This is a genomic window from Halomonas sp. ALS9, assembly GCF_001651035.1.
Lineage (GTDB): Bacteria > Pseudomonadota > Gammaproteobacteria > Pseudomonadales > Halomonadaceae > Vreelandella.
In genome coordinates this window covers 83,433-109,529 of the sequence record NZ_LXRG01000210.1, presented here as the reverse complement: position 1 = coordinate 109,529, position 26,097 = coordinate 83,433, and the positions used below count along the sequence as shown (strand labels likewise).

The window sequence follows — 26,097 nt, the reverse complement described above, 5'->3', positions numbered from 1 at the left end:
AGCTACTTAGGCTAGGCCTTTATTAGCAATAGGTATATAACGTGAAGCCTCTCTTTCATGTAATAACTCCACTATTTGCGAAAGTAATGTTTTACCAATGATGATTGAGTAATGGTCATCAAAAGTGTTGATTGTGCGCCTCAATAGCTGGCCCAACTGATGTTCTAGAGCTTGTCGCTGCTCCTTCGGTCGTCCATCTGCCCACCAGCAGTCTGCTTTACAGCGTAGTTTTGGCAAAGTACTAGTCTGTAAGGAAAGAAGCTTCAAGTGCCGCGCTACACAAAATATCCGGGCTAATTCCTCACTACCCAATGCAGCGTAACCCTCACGGCCAGATGCATCGCATGATGCAATCAACCCCTCCAGCTTAATGGCAAACTTCTCCTCACTAGGTTCCTGCACGCCCGTCTCATTACCGCCAAGCGCTTCAAGCGATACACCTGGCAATATTACTGATGCAAAGTTAACAAAATCCTTCTGCCAAACATCAGCGCTCTTCTGGCCGCTACCGGGGATATAGGGATCCACCAGCGCCAACAGGCTCACCTCCTGGCCTTGCTTTTCAAGCCGTGCCGCAATCATTGCGGCCAAGGTACCACCTAGGGACCAGCCCAATAATCGATAGGGCCCCTGAGACTGCAAGTTTCGGATAGTTGATGCATAATCATCAGCCATCGCTTCCAACGACGTATCACAATGCTGAGGGTCGGTTAGCATTCGGCACGGTAGCCCATATACCGTGCATATTCCCTGTAGACGCCGCGCCAGCGGCTGATAGTCGTAAAGAGTGCCCATACCAGCATGCACGCAGAACAGCGGGGACTGACCCTGGCTCTCACCATTGAGCATAACCACACCATCCAGCAAGGCACCCGAAGCTTCGCTCAGCCCCAACAAGCCGGCAATGGTCGGCTTCTGCATCAGGTCGCGAAGTTTGAAATCGAGCTTAGCAGACTTAAGAGCCCGCACACGGCTTAATACCTTTAGACTTAACAGGGAGTCTCCACCCAGGTCAAAGAAGTTGTCAGTTTCGCCGACTCGTTTGACACCCAAGACCTCCTGCCAAATTTCAGCCAGCTGCCAAGCCTCTGTAGTTGAAGGTGAAATGTATTCACGGGTTTCTTCTAAATAAGTTTTTGGTAAGGCATTGCGATCCACTTTACCATTTGCATTCAGTGGTAGTGCATCAAGCATGACCACGTATCCCGGCACCATATAATCCGGCAGCTGTTTCCCCAGTCGCTCGCGTAATGCACTAGTGTCTAGCTCAATACCGGCTTGGGAGACTACATAAGCCACCAGGCTCGAACTACCATTGCCTTCTTGGGCAACCACTACTGCTTCTCGAATTTCCCGCTGCGCTAGCAGTTCAGCTTCAATCTCACCGAGTTCAATGCGTAATCCTCGAATTTTTACTTGGTGATCAAGACGGCCCAGGTACTCGAGCTGGCCATCCTCCCGCCAGCGCACTAGGTCACCAGTGCGATAGAGGCGCTCTCCCTCCGTGAACGGATCGGCGATAAAGCGCTCCGCTGTCAGATCACTGCGATTGAGATATCCACGGGCAAGGCTTATCCCGCCGAGATGGAGCTCTCCCGCAACGCCCTGTGGTACTAGGTTCAGTTCACCATCCAAGACGTAGGTTCGGGTACCGCTAATGGGTCGCCCAATGGGGATCTGGCGATGAGCCTCATCTCGGCACCACCAGTGAGTAACATGGATGGTGGTTTCGGTGGGGCCATAGAGATCATGCAGGTGGGCACCATCAAGGCACTCAGCCACATCTTGCTGTAGCGTGGCTGGAACGGCCTCGCCACCGCACATAATATGCTTGAGCCGCGTCTTGGCCTTAATATCAGGATAAGCCAGGAAGGCCTTGAGCATTGAGGGCACAAAATTGAGCGTAGTAACGCCGTGCCGCTGGATGAGCTCGATGATACGCTCGGGATCCCGATGATCGCCCGGCTGGGCGATCACCAAACGTGCCCCAACACTCAGCGGCCAGAAAATCTCCCATACAGAGACGTCGAACCCGAATGGCGCCTTATGCAGTACGGCATCAGTATCGGTGAGCTGGTAGGTCTCCTGCATCCAAACCATGCAGTTGGTCAAGGCATCATGGCGGATGGCCGCGCCCTTAGGCCGCCCGGTGGAGCCTGAGGTGTAAATCACATAGGCGAGGTGTTCGCCGTGCAGCGTCACCGCTGGATTGGTAGAAGCGTGATGCGCAACATCTAGTCGATCCAACTCAACAACGTTTAGGCCATCAGCTACCGGCAATGACGCGCGCAAGTGGTGCTGGGTGAGCAGCAGCTCGATGCCACTATCATCGGCGATGAAGGCCAGCCGCTCAGAGGGATACTCGGGATCCAGCGGCACATAGGCGCCCCCCGATTTGAGAATAGCCAAAAGGCCCACCACCATATCAATGGAGCGTTCCATGGCGATACCCACTCGAACCTCGGGTTGCACTCCCAGCCCAATCAGATAGTGAGCCAAGCGGTTTGCACGAGCATTGAGATCAGCGTAACTGAGATGCTGATCATCGAAGATAAGGGCTGTACTCTCTGGGGTTACCGTAGTTTGACACTCAATCAGGTGTTGGATTGGAGAAGTGTCGAGATACTGTTGAGTATTCTCACCCCACTTGCCCAACAGTTGTCGTTCGTCTTTTCCTAACAGACTGATCTCGCTTATTGATTGCTGAGGAGCCGTTTGAAGACTCTTCACAATCCCGGCCATAGCAGCACTCATGTAATCACACAGCCGCTGGGCGCCGATTACACGACTAACTTGCCCTTCCAGTTGGAAGCCATTACCCAGGTCATCCACCGACATAGTGATTGGGTAGTTAGTACGCTCTTGACCGCCTAACATTTCCATACCTTCCCAGGTATGAGCGGGACGTCCCTCTCGTTGAGGTGCGCTATAACGGTAATTTAACAAACTGGTAAACAGTGGGGTTCCCCCAGGTAAACCACTGCAGCGTTGTGCCAGACCGAGACTGGCATGTTCATGATGGAGTAATTCAGTCAGAACGTCATGGGTGTTACGCAGGCACTCATCTGCACCTTGTGACTTTGTTTTAATACGCACCGGTAGCGTATTGATAAACATACCCAAAGCTCGTTCGGCGCCTTCAATGCCTTGCATACGCCCGAATAGCACGGTACCGAATACAACATCGTCATGCCCTGTGGTTTTACTCAGAACCAACGCCCAGGCTAAGTGGAACAGGCTGGCCGTACTGACTCCATGCCGCTGCGCCTGTAGCCGCACCTGCTGGGCTAGCTCTGTTTCCAGAGGAACGCGCACTTCTTCAATATCCCCACCATCGCCAAGTACGTCCAGCAAACCGAAAGGCGCTGTCGGCTCTTCTATATCGCCCAGCCGCTCTCGGAAAAAGGTCTCGTGCTCTTCTAAACTTACCCCTAAACGGGCCTGAGCTACAAAGTTGCGGAATGGAATTGGTTTGGGTAACTCGTCTTCGCGGCATTGTTGAATCAGAGCGATCTCATCTACCAATAGCTCAAGGGTGGTGTGATCCATCACCAAATGGTGGCTAGGTAACTGCAAGAGCCAGCGGTTTCGCTCGGTATCACATGCAGCCACCGCTCGTAGCATGGGTGCCCGGCGCACATCGAGACGATGATATTGGGGATCCACCTCGACGTTAAGCTGTTCGGCAATACTGAGAGAGGCACCTTGGCTCACTTCCAGCCATTCAAGCACCAGAGAAGCATACTTGTACACCACCTGCACCGGTTCACGAAGCCCTTCCCAAAGTACGGCGGTACGAAGAATATCGTGGCGCGCAATGAGCTGATTGAAACTAGCAATAAACTGTTCCAACCGCTCCTGACTATCAAAGCCCAACAGCCGAGGGGTCACATAGGCATCTCCCTTCTCCTGCAACCGGTGGTGGAAGAGAATTCCCTCCTGTAGCGGTGCTAGTGGGTAGACATCCTGGATGTTAGCAGCGCCACTCGGCACTAGCGCTTCAATCGCGCTGATTTCTTCAACATTGAGTTCAATTAGCGTCAACATCTCAGGCTGCAGCGCTTGGCAATCATAAGGAATCAGGTTGAGGGGGATGACAACCTCGGCTTGCTGTGACGCTCGTAACAGCGCATGAGCGAAAGCCTCCAACTCCGGGTACTGGAACAAAGTGCGCACCTGGGCCTTCAGACCTCGATACCGCATTTTCTCCAGCACTTTCAGAGCCAGCAGCGAATGTCCGCCTAACTCGAAGAAGTTATCGTATCGGCCAACACGCTCTACGCTCAATACTTCAGACCAGATCTCTGCTAAGACTTCTTCCACTCGACCCTGAGGTGGCTCGAACTGCAATCCAATAGCTAAATCCGGCTCGGGCAACGCCTTGCGATCCACCTTGCCATTGGCATTCAGCGGCAGTGCTTCAAGCCTGACCACAGCACCCGGCACCATATAGTCCGGCAGCCGCTGCCCCAGCGTTTCACGTAGTGAACTAGTGTCGAGTACACCGTCAGCCTGGGGAACCACATAGGCCACCAGCCTAGAACCACCGGGGCCTTCTTGGGCGACAACCACCGTCTCGCGAACCTCCGGCAGAGAGAGCAGTTCGGCTTCGATCTCTCCTAGCTCGATACGCAGGCCGCGGATTTTCACCTGGTGATCAAGACGGCCCAGGTACTCGAGCTGGCCATCCTCCCGCCAGCGCACCAGGTCACCGGTGCGGTAGAGGCGTTCACCTTCTCTGAACGGATCAGCGATAAAGCGCTCCGCCGTGAGATCACTGCGATTGAGATAGCCACGGGCCAGGCTTACCCCGCCCAGGTACAACTCTCCTGCGACACCTTGTGGTACCAGATTGAGTTCCCCATCCAAGACGAAGGTACGGGTCCCGCTAATGGGTCGCCCAATGGGGATCTGTCGGTGGCCGTCATCACGGCACCACCAGTGAGTGACATGAATGGTGGTTTCGGTGGGGCCATAGAGGTCGTGCAGGTTGGCACCGTCGAGACATTCAGCCACATCTTGCTGCAGCGTGGCTGGAACGGCCTCACCACCGCACATAATATGCTTGAGTCGCGTCTTGGCCTTCACATCGGGATAGGCCAGGAAGGCCTTGAGCATTGAGGGCACAAAATTGAGCGTAGTAACGCCGTGCCGCTGGATCAGCTCGATGATGCGCTCTGGATCGCGATGGTCGCCCGGCTGGGCGATCACCAAACGTGCCCCAACACTCAGCGGCCAGAAAATCTCCCATACAGAGACGTCGAACCCGAATGGCGCCTTATGCAGTACGGCATCAGTATCGGTGAGCTGGTAGGTCTCCTGCATCCAAACCATGCAGTTGGTCAAGGCATCATGGCGGATGGCCGCGCCCTTAGGCCGCCCGGTGGAGCCTGAGGTGTAAATCACATAGGCGAGGTGTTCGCCGTGCAGCGTCACCGCTGGATTGGTAGAAGCGTGATGCGCAACATCTAGTCGATCCAACTCAACAACGTTTAGGCCATCAGCTACCGGCAATGACGCGCGCAAGTGGTGCTGAGTCAGCAGCAGCTCGATACCACTATCTTCGGCGATGAAAGCCAACCGCTCCGAGGGATACTCGGGATCCAGCGGCACATAGGCGCCCCCCGCTTTGAGAATCGCCAGCAGCCCTACCACCATTTCGATAGAGCGCTCCGCTGCGATACCCACCCGAGTCTCAGGTTTTACACCTAGCCCGATCAAGTAGTGGGCCAAACGGTTGGCGCGGTCGTTGAGTTCGGTATAGCTGAGTGACTGATCTTCGAATACTACTGCTGTGGCCTTTGAGATTGCCTCAGCCTGTCGCTCAATTAGGTGATGGATTGACGCAGCCTCGGAAGACTGTTGAGTACTCTCTCCCCACTCGTTCAACAGCTGCCGCTCATTTTTACCTAGCAGGCTGATCTCACTTATCGCTTGCTGTGGCGCATTTTGCAGGCTTGCTACGATGCCGGACACAGCCGACTGCATGTAATCACACAATCGCTGAGCGCCTATCAAACGGCTCACCTGTCCTACTAACTGGAAGCCCTCTCCGAGATCATCTACCGCCATAGCAATTGGGTAATTGGTACGCTCCTGGGCACCCAGCACTTCCATTCCCTCCCAGACATGATTGGAACTACCGTCGTGCTTAGGTGCGCTATAGCGATAGTTCAGAAGACTGGTGAATAGCGGCATGCCACTAGGCAGCCCACTACAGTGCTGAGCAAGGCCAAGGTTAGCGTGCTCGTGATGCATTAACTCAGATAATGCATCATGAGTACGCCGCAAGCTCTTATCGATACTTTGAGAGCCCATCTTGATACGCAAAGGGAGCGTATTGATAAACATACCCAGCGCCCGCCCGGCACCTTCGATCCCCTGCATCCGGCCGAAAAGCACGGTGCCGAATACCACATCATCTCGCCCGGAGGTTTTACTCAGCACCTGCGCCCAGGCCAGATGGAACAAGCTGGCCGTACTCACGCCACAGCGCTGAGCCTGTTGCCGCACCTGTTGGGCTAGTTCTATATCCAAAGGAACGCGAACTTCCTCTATTTCGCTGCCATCGCCGCGAACGTCTAGTATCCCAAAGGGCGCTGTCGGTTCATCAATATCGCCCAACTGCTCTCGGAAGAAAGCCACATGCTCTTCCTGATTAACTCCTAGACGGGTCTGGGCAACGAAATTACGGAATGGAAGTGGTTGGGGTAGCTCATCTTCGCGACCTTGCTGGATCAAGGCAATCTCTTCTACCAGTAGCTCGAGAGTGGTGTGATCTATGACCAGGTGGTGGCCGGGCAGTTGCAGCAGCCAGCGCCCAACCTGGGCATCATGCGCAGCCAGAGCCCGAAGCATAGGTGCTCGGCATACATCGATACGATGGTGCTCAGGATCTACCTGGGTATATAACCATTCGGTCACACGGCCGGTGGCCTCATCCGGCACCGTTGACCATTCGATATCTAACGCAGCATGTCGGCAAACCACCTGCACCGGCTCACGCAGATTTTCCCAAAGCACAGCAGTGCGCAGAATATCGTGGCGGGCAATCAGCTGGTTAAAACCATCAATAAAGGCTTCCAGCCTTTCCCTGCTATCAAAGCCCAGCAGCCGGGGCGTGACATAGGCATCGCCCTGTTCCTGCAGCCTATGGTGGAAGAGAATCCCCTCCTGCAGTGGTGCCAGTGGGTAGATGTCCTGAATATTGCTAGCGCCACCGGGCACAGCGGCTTCGATCTCACGAAGTTCTTCGGTATTGAGCTCGATTAGCGTCAACATCTCGGGCTGGAGAGCCTGACAATCGTGAGGAATCAAATTGGGTGGGATGGTGATCTCAGCTTGCTCGGGCGCTTTCATCAACGCTTGAGCCAAGGCTGTTAGTTCCGGGTGTTGGAACAGCGTGCGTACCTGCGCCGCCAGTCCCCGATGCCGCATTTTCTCAAGCACCTTCAGAGCCAACAACGAATGGCCCCCTAGCTCGAAGAAATTGTCGTGACGACCGACCCGCTCAACGCCCAAGACTTCTGACCAGATTGCCGCTAACGCTTCTTCTACCTCGCCTTGGGGTGGCTCGTACTGCGAGCTACCGACCAAATCCGGTACAGGCAGGGCCTTGCGATCCACCTTGCCATTAGCATTCAGCGGCAGCGCTTCGAGGGCGACCACAACTCCCGGCACCATGTAGTCCGGCAATCGTTGCCCCAGCACCTCACGTAGTGAGGTGCTGTCGAGTTCGCTGTCCGATTGGGGAACCACATAAGCGACTAACCTAGAACCACTGGGGCCTTCTTGAGCGACCACTACTGCCTCGCGAACCTTAGGCTGAGCTAACAACTCAGCTTCGATTTCACCTAGTTCGATCCGCAAACCACGGATTTTTACCTGATGATCCAGGCGACCCAGGTACTCGAGTTGGCCATCCTCCCGCCAGCGTACTAGGTCACCGGTGCGGTATAGGCGCTCGCCCTGCGCAAACGGATCAGCGACAAAACGTTCTGCAGTAAGGTCAGGGCGGTGTAGGTAGCCCCGCGCTAAGCCCACGCCACCCAGATAGAGTTCCCCCGCGACGCCAGGCGGTGCCAAGTTAAGATCGCCATCCAGTACATAGGTACGAATACCAGCGATCGGTTGACCGATTGCTACCTGGTTGCGCCCATCCTCTTGGCACGTCCAGTGGGTAACATCAATGGCTGCTTCGGTGGGGCCATACAGGTTGTAGAGTCGCGTGTGAGGCAAACGAGCGAGCACCTGATTCTGCAGTTCGGCCGGCAGCGCCTCACCACTGCATACCAAGCGTGTCAGACTGGTGCAGTCTTCTACCTCGCCATGAGCCAGGAAGGCCTGAAGCATTGAAGGTACAAAGTGCAGTGTAGTGATGTTATAGCCACGGATTAGCTCGACCAGTTGTGCCGGTTCACGGTGGGCTCCCGGCGGCGCCATCACCAGCCGCGCGCCCTGCATCAGCGGCCAGAAAAACTCCCACACCGAGACATCGAAGCTGAATGGCGTCTTCTGCAGCACCGCATCGTCGGCTGTTAGGCCATAAGCTTCTTGCATCCACTTTAGGCGATTGGTCAGTGCATGATGACGATTGGCGGCGCCCTTGGGACGCCCGGTGGAGCCCGAGGTGTAGATCACATAAGCAAGATTTTCGCCGTGCAGGGCCACGTTCGGATTGGTCGACGCATGACGCGTCACATCCAACTGATCCAGTTCAATGACATTCAGGCTTTCAGCTACTGGTAACGACTCACGAAGGTGTTGCTGGGTAAGCAGCAGTTCGATGCCACTGTCTTCGACCATATAGGCCAACCGATCTCTCGGATAATCGGGATCTAGTGGCACATAAGCACCACCCGCTTTGAGGATACCCAGTAGCCCCACCACCATTTCGATGGAGCGCTCCATGACGATGCCCACTCGGTTTTCGGGTTTTACACCTAATCCAATCAGATAGTGGGCCAAGCGATTGGCGCGATCATTGAGTTCGGCATAGCTAAGTGACTGATCTTCAAATACTAGCGCCGTGGCCTCTGAGGTTGCCACAGCCTGGCGCTCAATCAGGTGGTGGATCGTTCCAACTCCTGTTAAGTGCGGAGATCCCCGCCCCCACTCGGCCAACTCTCGTCTCTCACTGGCGCCGAGAATATCAAGCTCTCCCAGGCGACTATTGTAATTCTCGCAAAGCGTCGTCAAGACCTGCTGGTAGCGCTCGAGCAGCTTTTCAGCAGTCCCCTGCTCGAAGAGATCGGTACGATACTCCAGATCGCATTGAACGCGCTCTTTTCCAATCACACAATTGAGGGAAAGCTCAAATTTAGTCGTGCCATTTTCTGCCCTCATCGACTCAGCAATGGCGCCATCAAACTCCAGTTGCTCGACATCGCTAGACATCTGAACGGCAAACATAACCTGGAACAGTGGATTGCGCGACGGATCGCGCTGCTCACTACGAGATTCCAATAGAATCTCTAGAGGCAGATCCGCATGATTCATCAACCCGAGTGCATCTTTCCTAACCTGCTGTACGATGTCGCGAAGCGTCATAGCAGGTGCTAAGTTGGCACGAAAGGCTTGGGTCGAAACAAAGTAACCCATCAGGTCTTGCAGCTCATCGAAAGGTCGGCCAGCATGTGGTACACCAACAGCGAACTCCATCTGATCGCTGTAGCGCGCCAGTAGAACTTGCCATGCCGCTAATAGGATCATGAAGGGCGTACACTTTTCTTTCCGACAGAGTTGTCGCAACGCATCAGCAAGGTCAGCAGGCAACGCTATAGAAGAACGAGCACCGGAAAACTTCTGCTCCCCAGGCCGCTTATAGTCCGTGGGAAGTTCGATGTCTGGTATTTGATCACCAAGATAACTATTCCAATACGCTAAACTTTTCTCAAACTCACCACACTTATATCTCTCGCGTTGCCAGGCAGCATAGTCTGTATATTGGATATTCAGTTCTGGTAGAAAGACCTCTTCCTGGGATGCCGCTGCCAAGCGGTAAGCTGTTGCCAAATCCTTGGCGAGAATAGGGTTTGACCACGCATCGGAAACGATGTGGTGCATACACACCGCCAGCACTTGCTCTTGCTCACCCACTTTTATCCATTTCGCCACCAATGCTGGTGATACGGTAAGGTCAAAGACATGACCTGTGACCTCACTGATGGATGCAGTCAGCCGGTGTTCTCGTTCAGATGGCGTAAGCACCGATAAATCCTCGCACTGAAGTGCGAATTTCACATCAGGTGCAACCACTTGCATCGGTTCCCCGTCTCGTTCGACGAAACGGGTACGCAGCACGGCATGCCGTGCAATGACAGCCTGAAAAGCTCGCTCCAGTGCCTCAGGATTCACGCTCCCCTTCAGACGAAAGACCCGAGGTAGGTTATAGGCACTCAACCCTGGCTCCATATTCTGCAGTAGCCATAACTGATGCTGAGAGAAAGAGAGGGGAATGTACTCTCCTACCTGGGTGCTCGCTTCGATACTCTCTTGATACCATCCACTCTGATTAGCGGCTAGAGATTCCTGACTCATACCATTCATTGCTGAATCCTTAACTAGAGGCTGCTATTCGATTGACAAGGAAGGATGTGTCTCTTCCTGTATTCCGTATTCACTCTCGCGTAGAGCGGCACCCAGCTCAGCAGCAGTGGGATGATCAAATACCACGCCAGGAGCTATCTCGATGCCGAACTGCTTACGGATGCGGGCCACCAGTTTGATTACCAGCAAGGAGTGCCCACCCAGCTCGAAGAAATCGTCATCAATGCCTATTTCATCGCGGCCAAGCAGCTCAGTCATGGCTTGACACAGGTTGGCTTCCACGGCGTCCCGGGGCTTCACCAAGGTTTTTCTTTTCGCGGTTTTTTGGGCCACGGCTTCCAGCGCGGAGGTGTCTACCTTGCCGTTACCTAGGCGGGGGAAATGCTCAACAGGGATAAAACGAGAAGGACACATGGGTTCAGGCAGTAGCACAGTCAGCTGCTCGCGAAGCTGGGTCTGGCCCTCAGCAGACATCGCCTCGGGTTCTCCAATCAAAAACGCTACGAGTTCCTGGGTATCAGCTCCCCTACCCATCAGGCGAACCAGGCTTTGCTTAACCCCTGGTTGTGCTTGCAACACGCTTTCGATTTCTGCTGGTTCAATGCGAAAGCCGCGCAGTTTGATCTGATCGTCAGCTCGCCCAATAAGGCGTACGCCTCCCTCGGGCAGCACGCACGCCAAATCACCGGTGCGATAGAGACGCTCACCGGCAATAAAGGGATCTTCGACAAACGCCGAAGCATCGCTATTGAGATAACCACTCGCCAGTTGGGCGCCGCCCAGGTACAGCTCACCCACGGCACCGGTGGGGGTCGCGTGCAAGTTATCGTCAAGCACTCGATAGCGGCAGTTCGGCAGCAACTGAGTTAGCGGCAGCGGGCCTGCTATATCCTGCGAAAGTGATACCGGGTGCACCATCACGCCCACCGTGGCTTCTGTCGGGCCATAGTGGTTGTATAGTTGGCACTCGGGGGAGATCCGCGCGATGCTCGAAAGCAAGGTAGGTGAAGCTGCCTCGCCGCCTAGAATCAGCGTTTTCGGCAACTGGGGGGCCTCGCACTCCAGCAGGGCCTCCAGATGAGACGGCACTATCTTGAGCGCATCGATATTGGTCGCTGACATAAAGCGCGCAAAGTGGTCGCCATCCTGCATATCGTCAGGTGCGGCGATCACCAGGCGGGCACCATTGAACAAGGCGCCGAACAGCGCCGTATTGCCCAAGTCAGTGGCCAGCGACCCGGTCAATGCCCAGCGCTGGCATGCCGATAGCCCCATAGCCTTTGTGGCACCGGCTACGTAATTGAGCAGTTGACCATGCTCAATTACCACGCCTTTGGGCGTACCGGTGGAGCCAGAAGTATAGAGAAGGTAAGCCACATCGCTGAGGTCAGGCTCTGGAAACGGCAATGCGCTACTACCCGCCCCTTCCACTTCTCTTGGCAGCCCCAAACTGCGGATACCGGGAAAGGCCAGTGCTGCGAGTTCCGCCTCGCCATATTCAGTGCTCACTACTAGCGCAGGCTGGGCATCCTCAAGCACACGCCGCTTACGCTCTACGGGCCACTCTGGATCGAGCGGCAGGTAGGCGGCACCTACACGCCATACTGCCAGTAGCAGCACGACCAAATCGGTGGAACGAGGCAGGTTGAGCGCTACGTAATCTCCATGTTTGACGCCCTGACTATCCAACCACCCCGCGATACCATTAGTGCGGGCTTCTAATTGGGTGTAGCTCAGCGTGCGGCCCTGCTCCTCAATGGCGATAGCATCCGACGTCGAAGCAGCCCAAGCGGCGATATGGGTAGCTACGCTACGCTCGCCCAAGTCGAGCACATTGTCTTCAATCGTCAGTAATCCCTGCTGTTGCTCAGGGGAGATAAGCGGCACCGAAAATAGCTTTTGCGCAGGGTCAGCTAGGCCCGCCTGAAGCAGTGTCTGGAACTGATCCAGCAGGCACTCGGCCGCCGCTCGGCTATAGCGTGATGGGTCAGTGTAGAGCGTTGCCACTGCGCCGCTCTCACTGCGGCCAACGTGCAACGCAAGTTCAAATTCTGCCGATGGCCCTGGCACTTCTCGCAAGCGCCACTGCAAACCCGCCGACTTTAGCTCACTCACTTCCTCTGAAAATGCGAACCCCACTGCGAGGTGGCGCTTATCGGGCAGCGCATCAATTGACCAGTACTCTTGGGCTTGAGTATGCGCCTCTAGTTGCTCTGCTAAACGGGCAATCCAGCTAGAGAAGTCGCTATCCGCGACGCCTTCAACCAGCACCGGCAGCACCTTGTCGAAGAGCCCGATCGCCCCTTGCATCACCTCGTAATCCTGGCGGCAGTCGTGTTGCCAACCGCCTATCACACTCTCATTGCCGCTAATTCTGGTGAGTAACGCCCACCAAGCCGCCTGCAGCACTGCCTCTGCGGATACTTGAAGCTCGTCTGCCAGGCTATCGATACGCGCCACTAGATCCGCTTCAAGCTGACAGGCCACATATTCATGTTCTGCCCGCATATCATGGCGGTTCGCTTGTCTGGCAGGTAAGCGGCATGCGCCTGCCTGCTCGGCATGCTGCTGGTGCCGTTGCCAATACTCACGGCCCTCTTCGGCGTCATCGTCGTTTTCGAGAGAAGCGCGCCACTCGATAAACTGGGAATACTGTAGCGCCGACTCATCATCGGCTCCCCCGCTCTGACCGTAAGCCTCCACCAACGCTGAGAACAACGACTGCAGACTGCCGCGATCCGCCACCAACGCCGAAACAGCCAGTACTAATACCCAGGTTGTTTCGCCAGTTCGCAGGAGCGCTGGACGCACCAGTTCGCCCCTCTCGATAGCCATGGGCCGGTGCTTTAGTGCTTCGCTATAGTCACGAACATCATTGAGCAGCGCCTCCTCGTCATCGCTGCCGCGTAAGTCTTCATTCCGCCATTCGATGGCAGGTAGGTTTTCAAGCGCTTGGTGACGCAGCCCGCGATACCCCGCCACGCTTTTCAGAGCCGTAGACAGGGCTTCATGCTGCTGTCTAAGGTCGCTCAGTGCTTGCTCCAGCCGCAAGCTATCAAGTGCCCCTTGAATATCGACCACCATGACATTCGCCTGCGCCAGTGCTGCCTGCTGGGTATCACTTGCATTAGCTTCCGCCGCCACCAACACTGCACGCTGTTCAGGGCTAAGCGGCCAATGGGCGAGGTTCTGCTGTTCCGTTATTGCATTCATTTATAGACTCCCAAATCCCGTGACTTCATTGACCGACCAGCTCGGCATCGGCATTTACCCCTTGGGCCTCTTCCAGCGCCGAGCGCTCATAGATGTCTCCCATCGCCACTACAATCTTGCGTGGCCCTTCGAAGGGATCCCGGGCATGGGCCGCTAACATGTTGTCGACCATCACCACATCGCCCCGGCGCCAGTCGAAACGCACCGCACAGGCTTCGTAGGCTTCTCCGACAACCTTCATCATCTCGTCGCTAATCACGGAGCCGTCGCCGAAGTAGACATTTCGCGGTAGGCGCTCCTGACCCACCATGCCAAGCAGGTCTTCTTTCACATCAGGCTCAAGGCAGCTGACGTGGTGGAGCTGCACCTGATTGAAGAACACCCGTTCACCGGTTACAGGATGGGTGACTACCGCTGGGCAGCGTGTACGTGTCTGCAGCTCATCATCACCCAACCACTGCCACTCAATTCCCGCTTCTTTGAGCCGCGTCTCAACCTCTTCCTTGCTATCGGTTTTGAAAAAGTCTCGCCAGCTCACGTCCAGGTTGCGGGTGAAGGTGCGCACATAAAGCAGCCCTTTGCGTTCGAACTCCTCCACCACATCGGTGGGTAGTTGGCGCAACATCTCGCGGCAGTCAACGATCGGTGTGGCACCTCCCACGGGAGAGGGGAACTCACAGAAGAACAGTTGCTTGCGCGGCCAGCGCTCCAAATGCGAGCTTTCGTTGTGATAGAGAATCATCTGGCGCTCGGGATAGGGGGTTGAGCGGTAGGTATTGCGCCCCCCTTCTTTCTTGGGCAGGTCACCATAGTTGCCGTAAAGGCCCGGCTGGATAGCCTCAGCAAAGGCTTCAAACTCTTGCGGCGTGGTCAGCCCAAAGTTACGGAACAGAATGCCTGCATGCGTGCGTAAGTGTTGCTCGATAAAGTCACGCTGGGAGGCTGCCCATGCAACCGCATCAAGGTCAGCGTCCGTCGCTTCGATCACGAGAGGAAAGACTCTTTTCTCGTCGAGCAATGCCGTTCGTATCGGTGAGTCACTGTTGGTCGAGGGGCGCGCACCTGGCTGGGATTTCAGGCTGCCAAGCTTGTTGAGTTTGGAACCTTTTGAAAGCTTGTTTTGCATGGCGTGTTTCTCCATTAGGGGTAAGCGAAACTCCTCGATCGGCGTGCTGGGAGCTTCCACGATCTGCGCTAGTAGCGACTGCCAGGCACCGGTCAAGTGCTCGATGGTTTCGCGTCGATACAAGGCAGTGGCATAAACCCACTCGACTGATAGTCCGGTATCACTTTCATCAACGAATACCGCCATATCGAACTTCGACTCCTGCCGGGGTTGAGGCATTACCTCCACCTCAAGACCCGGAAGCGAGAACCGCTCGGTTGGCGTGTTTTGTAGTACGAATAGGGTTTGTATCAGGGGGGAACGATCTCGCTCACGGCTAATGCCCGAAAGCTCGACAATTCTGTCGAAGGGAACATCTTGATGATCGAACGCATCCAGCACGCTGGTCTGTACGTGCTCGAGCCAGTGGCCGAAATCAATCTGGCCATCAGCAAAGCGAGATCGTAGTGGGATGACATTGACGAAAAAGCCAATTAGCGGCTCGACATCGGGATGGCTACGGCCGGCGACATCGGTTCCCACCACTAGATCTTGTTGTCGGGTCTGGCGGTGCATCAACAGCTGAAAACTCGCCAATAGAAGCGTAAATAGCGTGGTGCCACGCTGCGCGGCAAGCTTGTTCAACGCTTGTGATAGGTCTGGACTCAGTTTCATGCTCAGAGCACTACCGGCATGCGATACTTGACTAGGCCTGGCGAAATCCGCCGGTAGAGTTGAGAGCGGTGGGGCACTGTTTAGATAGCGACGCCAGAAGGTTGCGCTTTGCTCAAAGGCCGCTCCCGAAAGTGCTTTCTCATGCCAAGCGGCATAGTCCACGTACTGAATGGGGAGATCGGGAAGCTCACTCTCCTCATCATCAATAAGCGCGCGATAGGTTGTGACGAACTCGTTGATGAAGACAGCTTCTGACCAGCCGTCGAATACAATGTGGTGAACACAGAGCAGCAGCAAATGCGACCGTGGCGATAACCTAATTACAGCGGCACGGAGAAGCGGCCCTGAGGAGAGATCGAAGGCACGCCGTGCATGCTCTTCCATAAGTTGCTGGACTTGATCACGCTGCTGGTCGCCCTTGAGATCCACCAAGTCGACCCATTCAACCTCGACAGGGTTACTGGGTGCGATGATTGCGATCGGTTCACCCACTTCGTTCTCTGGGTAACGGGTACGCAGTACTTCATGACGATCTACAATCACATCAAGCGTCGATTTAATCGCTTCTGTATCAAGCTGCCCCGTGAGGTTTAGAGCAGCGGACATGTTGTAGCTTGTTCGCTCGCTGGAAGAGCCTGCCAATCGATCGACCAGCCATAACCGCTTCTGGGCTGGAGACAATGGCATTTGCTCACTCCGAGGTATGGGAAGCAGTTGCGTATCGCCCACCAGATCATTCCCTCCTGTAGAGATAAGGAGCGCTAATTCGCGCAAAACGGGGGACTTAAATAGGTCGCGAAGGGCCAAGCTCTGAAAACCTGTCGCTCGTATGCGTGCAAGCACCTGCAATGCCGATAGCGAATGCCCTCCTAACTCGAAGAAGTTATCGTGACGACCCACTTGCTCAACACCCAGCACCTCGCTCCAAATCGCCGCTAGCGTTTCTTCCGACTTACCCTGGGGAGCCTCGTACTGTGAGCTACTGGATAAATTCGGCTCGGGCAACGCTTTGCGGTCTACTTTGCCATTGGCATTCAGCGGCAGTGCATCAAGCGAGACCAGCACTCCCGGCACCATATAGTCCGGTAGCTTTTGAGCGAGTGCTTCACTTAGCACGACGGTATCGAGTTCACTGCCAGCTTGGGACACCAAATAAGCGACTAACCTAGAACCACCAGGGCCTTCTTGAGCGACCACGACTGACTCGCGCACCTCTGGCTGAGCGAGCAGTTCGGCTTCGATCTCGCCCAGCTCAATACGCAGGCCACGAATCTTCACCTGATGATCGAGGCGGCCCAGGTACTCGAGCTGACCATCCTCCCTCCAGCGCACCAGATCGCCGGTGCGGTAGAGGCGTTCGCCAGGCACAAATGGATCAGCAATAAAACGTTCTGCGGTAAGATCTGGGCGTTGTAGGTAGCCCCGCGCCAACCCAATGCCTCCTAGATGTAGTTCACCCGCGACACCTGGCGGCGCTAAGTTAAGATCGCTATCCAACACAAAGGTACGGATACCAGCGATCGCTTGGCCGATGGCTACCTGGTTGCGCCCATCGTCTTGGCAAGTCCAGTGGGTAACGTCGATGGCCGCTTCGGTGGGGCCGTAGAGGTTGTAGAGCGCCGCATGAGGCAAGCGGGCAAATACCTGATTCTGCAGTTCTGCCGGTAGCGCTTCGCCGCTACATACCAGGCGCGTCAGGCTGGTACAGGCTTCTACCTCGCCATGCGCCAGGAAGGCCTGAAGCATTGAAGGTACGAAGTGCAACGTGGTGATCTTGTAGGTACGGATCAGCTCGACCAGTTGTGCCGGTTCGCGATGGGCACTTGGTGGCGCCATCACTAGCCGGGCGCCCTGCATCAACGGCCAAAAGAACTCCCATACCGAGACATCGAAGCTGAATGGCGTCTTCTGCAGCGCCGCCTCGTCAGCCGTCAGGCCGTAAGCTTCTTGCATCCACTGTAGGCGATTGGACAGCGCGTGATGGCGGTTGGCCGCGCCCTTAGGCCACCCGGTGGAGCCCGAGGTGTAGATCACATAAGCAAGATTTTCGCTGTGCAGGGCCACGTTCGGATTGGTCGGCGCATGGTGAGCGACATCCAATCGATCCAGCTCAATGACGCTCAACCCATCAGCCACCGGCAACGTATCGCGTAGATGCTGCTGGGTAAGCAGCAACTCGATACCGCTGTCCTCGACCATATAGGCCAGCCGCTCGCTCGGATAATCCGGATCCAACGGCACATAGGCGCCACCCGCCTTGAGGATAGCCAGCAGCCCCACAACCATCTCGATGGAACGCTCCATGGCGATGCCCACTCGAGCCTCAGGTTTTACACCTAGCCCGATCAGATAGTGGGCCAACTGGTTGGCGCGAGTATTGAGTTCAGCGTAGCTGAGTGACTGATCTTCGAAGACTACGGCCGTGGCCTCAGGTGTTATCTCGACACGATGTTCGATCAGACGGTGGATAGGGTCGGTCTTGGTATAGCGCTCACCATCGACGCTCCAAGCCTCGATTTGCTGCCGCTCTTCATCACTTAGCCACTCGATTTCCCCGACTGGTCGAGTAGCCGACTCACTCAACTGCTCAAGCGCTCTGACCAGATGTTGGATCAATAGCGCAGCAGTGGAATCGCCTAGTTTTGATCGTGAATAGCTGCAGCAAAGCTCCAACGTTTCCTTCTGGAAAATCACCAGCGTGACGGGGTAATTGGTCTGTTCGCGGTTGGCCACCTCGCCGAACACCAATTCACCCGGCAGGTTCTGATGCAATGCTGCGTCAACGGGATAGTTCTCGAATACCAGCAAACTATCGAACAGCGACTGGCCACCCTGCCCCGCCCAGCGTTGGATGTCGTAGAGCGGCGTATGCTCATGTTCGCGACTCGCCAGGTTTTGTTCCTGCAACTGGCGCAACCACTTATCGACACGCAGCGAGGGATCCAGTGAGACAATGACCGGTAAGGTATTGATGAAGGGGCCGATCAACTGCTCTGCCGCCGGTAGCTCCGCAGGTCGCCCGGCGACGGTCGCACCAAAGCAGATGCTATCTTGCCCCGTGTAACGGGCCACCAGCAGCGACCAGGCACCTTGCATTAATGTATTAAGCGTTACGTGAGCAGCCTTGGCGAAATTCTCCAGTCGCTGAGTGGTCGTGCTATCCAGTGACAGGGTGATCTCTTGATGCCCAGCTTGCGCTTCATGGGATTTAGGCATGGCGCTGACGAGATGCGTAGGCGCATCGAGATGCTGTAATTGGTCACGCCAGTAAGCTTCACTGGCCTGAGCGTCACGGCTCTGTAGCCATGCGATGTAGTCGCGATAGCGCCCTTCTGTAGGTGGCAGCGCCTCCCCGGCGTAACAGCGCAGTACCTCACCCATCAGTTGCGAAGTACTCCAGCCATCCAGCAGCAGATGGTGGCGCGTCCAGATAAAGCAGTGTCGGATATCTGCGATTTTCACCAGCGCCAAGCGCATCAGCGGCGGCGCCGTTAGATCGAATGGCGTCCGTTGCTCCTCGGCCAGCTTCTCAAGCGCCGCTGACAGATCCGCGCGTTCACGCCAATCCGCTTCGAACCAAGGCAGCTCGACGGTGCGTGCTACCCACTGCAGCGGCGTTCCGGCGGGCTCCAGGAAACCGCTACGCAATATCTCATGGCGCACGAGTACGTTTTGCCAGGCGCGCCGGAAGCGTTCGACATCCAGGTGGCTAATCTCTACCTGCAACTGGTTGAGGTAGGCCATCCCCTTGTCATCGTAGAGGCTGTGGAACAGCATGCCCTGCTGGAGTGGGGACAGCGGATAGATATCCGCCGGTTGATCGGTGGCATCCAATCGCAAGCCGTCCAACTGCGCTTGACTCAGCCCCGCCAGCGGGAAGTCCGATGGCGTGGCGCCACGAACGCCGCTATCACAGTGCTCAATCAATGCCTCTAGTTGCGCTTGGAAGCTTGCTTGCAAGGCATGCATCGCTGCCTCGCTGTGAATCTCGCGACTGTAATGCAAGTCAAAGCGCAGTTGGCCCTCCTGAACCCAGGCCACTACCTCAAGCCAGGTACGGCGCTCGCTTTGCGGTGCGCGGGGCTGCCCTGCGTTCTCTTTGGCGAGCCACCAGGCCGAATCGCCCTGCAGGAAGCGGTCAAACTGACCTAGATAATTGAAAGTGACCTGGGGGTAGGCACCACCCACCAGCGCGGGCTCCTCTTTCAAATAGCGCAGCACGCCGTAGCCGAGCCCCTTGTCAGGCACTTGGCGAAGTTGCTCTTTGATTGCTTTTAGGCTCGTAGCAGGCTCCGCATTACCCGGCGTCAGGCGAACCGGGTAGAGGGAAGTGAACCAACCTACGCTGCGACTGAGGTCGACACCGTCGAACAGGTCTTCGCGGCCATGGCCTTCCAGTTCGATCAGTACACTGTCTCGCTCCGTCCATTGGCATAGGGCACTCGACAGCGCAGTGAGGAGCAGGTCATCCACCTGGGTGCGGTAGGCTTTATGCACCGGCCCCAGCAGTTGCGAGGTCGCCTCGGTAGACAAGCTGCCAACGAGCGAGGCGGTATCGGCAACGGTGTTGCTACCCTGGAGATTCTGTGCCGGTAGGTTGGGCTCTGGCTCTTTGACGAGACTTTCCCAATAGGGGCGTTGCTCAGCCAACGCCTCCGATGTGGCGTAGTCGGCCAGGGCGTGCGTCCATTCATCTAGCGAGGTGGTTGCCGGTGGTAGGTCGATTGTCTTGCCTGCACTTAACTGCGTGTAGGCCGTTTGCAGGTCGTCGAGAATCACGCGCCACGACACGCCGTCTACCACCAAGTGGTGAGCCACTAGCAGCAGTCGTCCGCCATGCTCGCCTCCCAGTTCCATCCAGATGGCACGGAACGGCCGCGCCAGGCTTAGGCTGCGCTGTGCAGCATCGGCGGCCTGAGTGATGGCCTGCGCCGGATCCGCATGATCGCTTAAATCCACGTGCTCGAAGAGGTCTTCGGCTAGCTTGCCATAGGCTTGTTGCCAGCTGTCGCCAACGCGCTCAAAGCGCAGCCGCAAAGCGCCATGGAGATCTACCACTGCCTCAATGGCACGCCGTAACAGCGCGGCATCTACACCACTGGCCGCTTCCAGCATCAACGACTGATTCCAGTGGTGTGGCTCGGCGAAGTTCTGCTCGAAGAACCAGCGCTGCACCGGCAACAGTGCAAAGGGAGCCACCTTATCAGGCGCAGCCGCTTGTTTAGGTGCGGCCGCCGCCAGGGGCGTGGCCATCGCCGCCACGGCTGCAACGGTCTGCCCTTCCATCAACTGCTTGGGCGTTACCTTGTAGCCACGCTTGCGCGAGCGAGCGACGATTTGCAGACTAAGGATGGAGTCGCCCCCCAGCTCGAAAAAGTTGTCGTTACGCCCCACCTGCTCGCAGCCGATCACGTCAGCCCAAACCGCTGCCAACGCCTCCTCTGCTTCTCCTTGGGGAGCTTCAAAGGCTTTACCACCGCCGGTTTGCACCGGCTCAGGCAGCGCCTTGCGATCCAGCTTGCCATTGGCGGTTAGCGGCAGAGCCTCCAGCCGTACTATAGCGCTGGGCACCATATAGTCAGGCACGCGTTCGCCAAGCTGCGCGAGTAACGTGGCGTCATCGACATCACTCCCGGCGGCTATCACCACGTAGGCGAACAGTTGCGCGCGGCCTTCCTCGTTTTCCCGTGCTATCACCTCGGCCTCTGCGATGCACGATTGATCGCGCAACAGGGCAGCGATTTCGCTCGGCTCTACCCGATAACCGCGAATCTTGACCTGATCATCCACACGGCCAAGGAACTCCAGGCTACCGTCGGCCAGTTGGCGCACACGGTCACCGCTGCGATAGAGTCGCTCCCCCGCATGGAAGGGGCTGGCCACGAAACGTTCCGCTGTTTGCCCCAGCCGCTGTAGATAACCTTGAGCCAACCCAGGGCCACCCAAGTAGAGCTCGCCGGCAACGCCTTGCGGCACCGGATTAAGCCAGGGGTCGAGCACATAGGCCTGAGCATTGGCCAGCGGCGTGCCGATCGGCAGTGTGCTGGCACCTCGATCGGCCATGCCGGCTTGCTGGGTGAGAATACCTACCGTGGTTTCCGTGGGGCCATAGTGATTGAGCACCTGGCAGGTGGGCTTGAGCTCGACGATCCGCTCCAGTAGCGCCCAGTCGGTCGCTTCGCCGCCCAGGATCAGGCGCTCGCTCGGAAGTACATCAGCCGGGATTGCAGCATTCAACAGCGCACGTATGTGGCTAGGCACTATCTTGAGCACATCCACCTGCTGTTCCCGCATATAAGCCGCAAAGGCATCCGGGTCGAAGGCGCACTCGGGGGAAATGAGGTGCAAAGTGCGCCCCGTGCACAAAGCACCAAACAGCACGGTATGGCCGAGATCCGCCGCTACCGTCGACACCATCGCCATATTGCGGGCACCTTCTGGTAGCGCCAGCACCTCCAGAACGCCCTGCACGTAATTAGCCAGGGCACCGTGGCTTACTGCCACCCCTTTGGGCTTGCCCGTAGAGCCAGAGGTATAGATCACATAGGCCGTTTGGTGGGGGTGGATGACGGGTAGTTCGTGCTCTACTGACGCCGGAGAATCGTCGGCAAACGCCAGCTCTATTACCGGAACATCAGCGTTCCAATCGCAAGCCGTACTGCTCAGCATTAAGCGAGCACCACTATCAGCCAGTTGATAGGCCAAGCGCTCGCTCGGCAGTTGTGGATCCAGCGGCACGAAGGCTCCACCCGCTTTGAGTACGGCGAGGATGCCCAGCACGTACTCGCATGAACGCTCGGCGTGAATGGCAACACGTACCTCGGGGCCGACGCCCTGTGAAATTAGTGCTTGTGCCAGACGCTGGGCCTGGGCATCCAGACTGGCGTAGTTATAGCGGTATTGCCCATCGTCTACGGCTAACGCCTCAGCATTAGCTGGCACCGCTTTCGACAGCAGGGTGGGTATATCCTGAGCAAGAAATTCGCTTTGGTTGCCTTCCAGCACGGAGATAGGCTCGGGTAGCGCCAGCATCTCCGTTTGAGACTGCGGATCAGCGACGACCTGCTCAGCCAGGCACCGGAATGCCTGACAAAAACGCTCGATCGTAGCGGCATCGAACAGCTCTGCGGAGTAGGCGAATAGACCTGCTATTCCCTCAGGCTCATCGCAAAAATCGAGACTCAGATCGAAGTGGGCAATGCCCGTGAATACCTGCTCAGCTTGAACGGTCAGGCCAGCCACGTGGCGATCCGCCTGCCACATTTCCTGCTGAGTGCACTTCACCTGGAACAGTGGATGTACACCCGGTTGACGTTCGAGCTGGAGCGCTTCGACTAACTGATCGAAAGCGACATCCTGATGCAGTTGGGCATCAATCAGGGTGGCATTCACCTCCGCCAGCAGACGTTCGAAATTCGCAGTGGGATCAACCTGAGTGCGCAGCACAACGACATTGATAAGGTAACCAATCAAGCCCTGGAGCTCGGCTTTATGGCGATTGGCAATGGGAGCCCCTACCTTGATATCTGTCTCACCGCTAAAGCGATGTAGTGTCAGCTTTAATAGTGCCAAGATCACGGCGTAGAGCGAAACGCTTCGTTCACGGGATAGGCTACGTAGCTGCTCGCTCAACTCATGAGGAAGCGTAAAGCGCAGTTGGCCTTCGCTCGGTGCGGACAGAGCTTGGCGTGGACGATCCAAAGGCAATGCTAGCGGGGGATGATCCCCGGTGAGGCGTTCACACCAGTGAGCAAGTTGGCTATGTCGCTCACTGCTGTTTCGCTCACTACTATGTTGCTCACTACTACACTGCTGACACTGCTGCCAAACCGCATAATCTGCGAATTGTATTGGCAGTGGTGCAAGTTTGACTTCTCGCTGCGTGCAGGCGCCCTCATAAAGTGCGCATAGATCATCGATGAGTACTTGTACTGACCATCCATCGCCAGCAATGTGGTGCTGCACGACAGCTAACACATGGTGCTCATTGGATAAGCGGTAGAGGGCGATGGTTAAGGGAGGTGCCTGTTCAAGATCAAAAGGTTGCCGCGCTAGTTTAGTGAGTGCGTCATGCAGTGCCTGATCCTGTTCATCCGTGGTATCACCGGGTATATCGTTACAGATCAGCTCATGACTCCAGTCCTGCGCTAGCCGCTGAACAGGTTCTCCCGCCTCACTCAAGGGGTAGTAAGTACGCAAAATGTCATGTCGCTGAACCAACGCCTCCAGCGCTGCATTGAGCGCTGATAGGTTCAACACCCCCTTGAGGTGCAGTGCCCCTGCCATATTGTAACCAGCACTCTGGGGGTCGAGTTGCCACGTCAGCCATAGGCTACGCTGCCCTTCTGACAGCGTTATATCGCCTTGACGTTGAGCATCTTCAAGGCGTGGGATGACCAGAGCCCGTTGATCCGATGATGCCGCCAGGCATGCTTCGATAGCTTTGGCCATGGCAGACAAGCGCGGTTGTTCAAACAGCGCGTGCAGCGATAGCTCGACGCCCCAATGATCACTGATGGCGGCGGCTAGGCGCACCGCCGCCAGAGAATTACCACCACTAGCAAAGAAGTGGGCATTGCTCCCCAGTGGCATTTCCTTGTCATCGCCCAGTACTTGGCGCCAAAGCGTCGCTAGCGTCCGCTCGGTTTCGCTCCCAGCTTCTGCGGTAGATTGCGATGACTCTCCACCAGCAGCGTCCTCATCGTCTCCACCACTGACAAAATGCCCAAAGGCATGAATGGCGTAGGCGTCCAGGCTGCCCGCCTCCCAGCCTTGACGGCAGGCGCTGCGCTGTAGCTTGCCGCTGGAAGTTTTGGGGAGGCCACCGGGGTTGAGTAGTATCGCGACAGAAAGCGGCTCATGGCAGGCGGATCCTACTGCCTCACTGAGTGCCTCGATCAACTTCTCGGCGGGCACCAGCTTCTGCATACCGCGGGAAACTTCTGCCGCCACGCCGATCCCCTCGGCGCCTTCCGGGGTAGTCACGGCAAAGGCAGCCACGCGCCCCTTACGCACCGCTTCCACTTCCGCCTCGATAGCGCTCTCGATGTCCTGGGGGTAGACGTTATTGCCGCGCAGAATGATCAGGTCTTTAATACGCCCGGCGATATACAACTGCCCTTGGTGCAAAAAGCCTAGATCGCCGGTGCGCAGCCAGCGGGCATCATTGCCTTGTGCATCAGTATCGCGAGCGTCGCTATCACTAGCCTCGGTACGCTGCCAGCTGACCCCATCACGGGTAACAAAGGTTTTGGCCGTGGCTTCAGGGTTTTGCCAGTACCCATGTGCCACGCTAGGCCCATTGACCCAGATTTCACCGACGTCGCCTTCGGGCAGGGAGTGAAGCCCCTCTGGATCAACAATGTCGATTGCGTGACCTGGTTCCGGGGTGCCGCAGCCCACCAGCGTATTGCCTTCAACCGCTGAAGCGGCCTTACCCTCGGCCAGCGACTGTTGCGAAAAAGCCGTACCCACCACGCCTGTACCGCGTGAATTACAGCTGACCAATAGCGTGGCTTCGGCCAAGCCATAGCAGGGGGCTGCGGTGTCAGCGGCGAAGCCCGCCGGGTGAAAGCGCTCAATAAAGCCTGTGAGGGTTGCGTGGCGTACCGGCTCGGCACCAGAGAACGCGACCCGCCAGCTGGATAAATCGAGGGTCTCAATCTGATCATCGCGGATACGCTCAAGGCACAGCCGATAGGAGAAATCGGGGCCACCGCTAATCGTGCCCCTGTGGCGGGAAATCGCTTCCAGCCAGCGTACCGGCCGCTGCAAAAAGAAGGTGGGGCTCATCAATACCGCAGGGATACCGCGATAGATGGGCTGCAGCAGGCCACCGATCAGGCCCATATCGTGGTAAAGCGGCAGCCAACTAACGAAGACATCGTCAGCTCCAATCGAGAAGCCCGTTTCGATAGCACGCTCGTTGGCCATCAGGTTGCCATGGCTAACCATAACGCCCTTGGGCGTGGCCGTGGAGCCAGAGGTGTACTGCAAAAAGGCAATATCACCGCGCTTGGGGCGATGCTCGACCCAGTGTTCAGCGCGGGCCTCATCTACGCTATCCACGGGGATCAGTTCGGCGCTGCCGAACCCTTCGCTTGCCGAGGCAACCACATCGATAATCGTCGTAGAGGTAAGCACACAGGCGGCCTGGGAGTCGGCGGCAATGGCTAGCAGACGTGCCAGATGCTGCTGTTTGGCCGACTCCGGTGGAAAGACCGGTACCGCAATCACCCCGGCATATAGGCAGGCGAAGAACGCCACCACGTAGTGCTCATCGTTATCCAGCAGAATCAAGGCACGCTCACCCGCCGGGAATCGCTGCTGGAGATCGCTGGCCAGGGCGCGGGAACGCCGCTCCAAGGTGGCATAATCGAGGGTGATTTCACCTTGAGCGTTCACCACAATCAGCGCCCTGTCGCTGGGCCTTTCCCGGGCCAGTCGACTTAAATGCTCGACATAGCTTCTAAAAACGTCGTTGTGGTTTGCGTCGTTGCAAGATGGGTTACTGAAAGCTGTCTGAGCGTGCCTAATATTCATATGCGTACCTGCTG

General features: G+C 56.6%; 3 protein-coding genes. All 3 read right to left on the bottom strand.

Annotation, left to right across the window (positions count from 1 at the left end):
- Nucleotides 1-6: 6 nt before the first annotated feature.
- The 3 genes from A6R74_RS19685 to A6R74_RS19675 are packed head-to-tail and all read right to left on the bottom strand — an operon-like array spanning nt 7 to nt 26,083.
- Nucleotides 7-10,548, bottom strand: coding sequence for a non-ribosomal peptide synthetase (locus A6R74_RS19685; protein WP_064236162.1), 10,542 nt, complete (start codon nt 10,546-10,548; stop codon nt 7-9).
- A gap of 24 nt (nt 10,549-10,572) precedes the next feature.
- A complete protein-coding gene (locus A6R74_RS19680; protein WP_064236161.1) occupies nt 10,573-13,761 on the bottom strand; it encodes a non-ribosomal peptide synthetase in 3,189 nt (1,062 codons plus the stop codon).
- Nucleotides 13,762-13,786: 25 nt separating this feature from the next.
- On the bottom strand, nt 13,787-26,083 hold the full coding sequence (locus A6R74_RS19675; protein WP_082906757.1) for a non-ribosomal peptide synthetase: 12,297 nt from the start codon (nt 26,081-26,083) through the stop codon (nt 13,787-13,789).
- Nucleotides 26,084-26,097: the final 14 nt, after the last annotated feature.